The organism is Halorubrum sp. CBA1125 (assembly GCF_009742825.1).
GTDB lineage: Archaea > Halobacteriota > Halobacteria > Halobacteriales > Haloferacaceae > Halorubrum.
On sequence record NZ_WPCE01000310.1, the window covers coordinates 1 to 2,054 of the forward strand.

Annotated in this window: 3 protein-coding genes and 1 pseudogene; 2 read left to right on the forward strand and 2 right to left on the reverse strand. The window is 72.9% G+C overall.

The window, feature by feature from the left end; genetic code table 11:
* Window positions 1-827, reverse strand: a pseudogene (gene truD / locus GJ633_RS16090) (tRNA pseudouridine(13) synthase TruD); the annotation flags it as partial.
* Window positions 828-1,166: a peptidyl-tRNA hydrolase Pth2 gene (gene pth2 / locus GJ633_RS16095; RefSeq protein WP_156589580.1), complete on the reverse strand. Its 339-nt coding sequence runs from the start codon at window positions 1,164-1,166 to the stop codon at window positions 828-830. It abuts the pseudogene before it with no gap.
* 161 nt (window positions 1,167-1,327) lie between these two features.
* Here pth2 and GJ633_RS16100 point away from each other — a divergent pair, with 161 nt between their 5' ends.
* Both GJ633_RS16100 and GJ633_RS16105 read left to right on the forward strand, forming a co-directional pair.
* Window positions 1,328-1,768, forward strand: coding sequence for a plastocyanin/azurin family copper-binding protein (locus tag GJ633_RS16100; RefSeq protein WP_156589581.1), 441 nt, complete (start codon window positions 1,328-1,330; stop codon window positions 1,766-1,768).
* An 84-nt stretch (window positions 1,769-1,852) separates the two neighbouring features.
* Window positions 1,853-2,054, forward strand: a 202-nt coding sequence (locus GJ633_RS16105) for a sulfite exporter TauE/SafE family protein (protein ID WP_197431382.1), incomplete at its 3' end; no start/stop codon positions are given.

The window sequence follows — 2,054 nt, forward strand, 5'->3', positions numbered from 1 at the left end:
GGCCGTCGACCCGCTTTTGCCGTCGACTCCGAACGCGTCGTCAACGCGATCGCGCGCGGGCTCGGGTGTCGTCCGGCTCGGTCTCGGCGGGGTTGCCGGCGTACAGCCGGACCGCCTCCCGCGGGTCGTTCCGGACGGTCGCGAGCCCGACGGCGTGCGTGACGGGGCGGCGGCTCCCGAACCGCTGCTGACCGAAGTAGTTGGGAACGCCGACGGTCGCGCCGTCGACGATTTCGCTCTCGTCAGCGTCCGCCTCGATACCACCGGCGTCCGCCCCGTTCCCGTCCGGATCGCCGCGTTCGTTTCCGCCCGCGAACGCCCGGAGGTCCCGGGTCACGTCGGCGACGCGCGCCGGGGCCGCTGGGACCGCGTCGGCGACGCGGATCTCGAAGGCGTTGCCCGCGAGGTCGCCGAAGGAGAGCCCGCGGCCGGCGCGGCCGATCGGCTCGATCTCGGCGCCGCGGATCTCGGGGAGGTCTTCGGGGTCCGCGCCGCGGAGGGTGAAAAGCTGTGTGGTGACCGCGCGCTTGTCCTTGGTGCCCGCCCACGAGACGCGCTCGCGGCTGATCGAGAGCGCGTCGGAGATCCGGCGCGCGAAGTCGTTCGTGTCCCAGTCGCGCAGCGTGACGCGGACGACCAGCTCGGGGTAGCTCCCCGGATCGGCGTCGAGCGGCGCCGGCTCGAACGCCTCCAGCTCGCGGACACGGAAGTCGTCGGGAGACTCTCGCAGTCGCCCCCCCGATCCCGTCGGCGTCGCTGACGTAGTACGCCACGCCGACCGCCCGCTCGATCGGGTGCGCCTCGCGGAGCGCGTGCGGTGGAGCCATCTAGTACAGCGAGAGGTCGCCAGTCACGCGGTCGACGGTGTCGTCCCGGCCCGGGCCGACCGCGAGCGCGGTGACCGTCCCCGGCTCCAGTTGGGTGTGGCCGGCGTCGCGGACGATCGCGTACGGGAGCCCCTCCCTGTCGGCCTTGTCGGCCAGCTCGAACAGCTGGCTCTCGGAGTCGCCCTTGAGCACGACCTTCTTTTGTCCCTCGCCCTGCCACTTCTTGCGGGCGCGCCGTCCCGCGTCCTGGTACGCCGACAGCGACGCGTGCGCGACCTGCGCGGCGAGCTTCCCCTCGCCCATGCCGAGGTCCGCGCGGGCGACGATGGCCTGTTTCATACCCCGTCACACCGCCGCCGCGGGTTTAGCGCTTGTTTTTCGGCGACGGTGCGGACGGCGGCGCGGGGACCCGGCGGGGTCGCCTCCTCACGGGAGGTGGACCCTTCTCGCGCGACGGGGACGACCGCGATATTGAAACGACAGGAGTCCTCACGTCGGGTATGCACCGCAGACGGGTCCTCCGACGGGCCGGTGCCGCCGGAACCGCGGCGACGCTGGCGACCCTCGCCGGCTGTGCCGGCGTCGACGGCGAGCCGGACGACGGCGAACCGGCCCGCGACGTGGGGATGGTCGCGAGCGCGTATCGCCCGGCGGAGCTGACGGTGACCGTGGGCGAGACCGTGGTCTGGGAGAACACGAGCGCGCGCGCACACACCGTCACGGCCTACGAGGGCGGGATCCCCGACGAGGCCGCGTACTTCGCCTCCGGTGGGTACGACAGCGAGGAGGCCGCCCGCGAGGCGTGGGCCGACGACTTCGGCGGGCGGCTGGAGAGCGGCGACCGGTTCACCCACACGTTCGAGGTTCCCGGCCGCTACGACTACGTGTGCATCCCCCACGAGACCGGCGGGATGTACGCGACGGTCTTCGTGGAGGAGTGACGGGTGACTGCCGCCGCGCTCGGCCGCGTCGACCGACGAAACCCATTACCGCACGCGACTCCAACCCTCGGTGACTGACCGTTCATGGACCTCTCGACGCTTCTCGGGACCGACGTCCTGTTGTTCCTCGCCATCGGGCTGCTCGGCGGCGCCCACTGCATCGGGATGTGCGGCCCGCTCGTCACGGTCTACGCCGGTCGGATGCGCGACGGGACTCGCCGCGCCGACGGCGGGAACGGGGCGACACCGGCCGCGTCCGCCGGGACCGCCGACCGCCGCGGCGACC

Bases quoted from the DNA above. Each gene is read 5' to 3' on its own strand.
- GJ633_RS16100 (WP_156589581.1), top strand. From the start codon at position 1,328: ATGCACCGCAGACGGGTCCTCCGACGGGCCGGTGCCGCCGGAACCGCG.
- pth2 (WP_156589580.1), bottom strand. From the start codon at position 1,166: ATGAAACAGGCCATCGTCGCCCGCGCGGACCTCGGCATGGGCGAGGGG.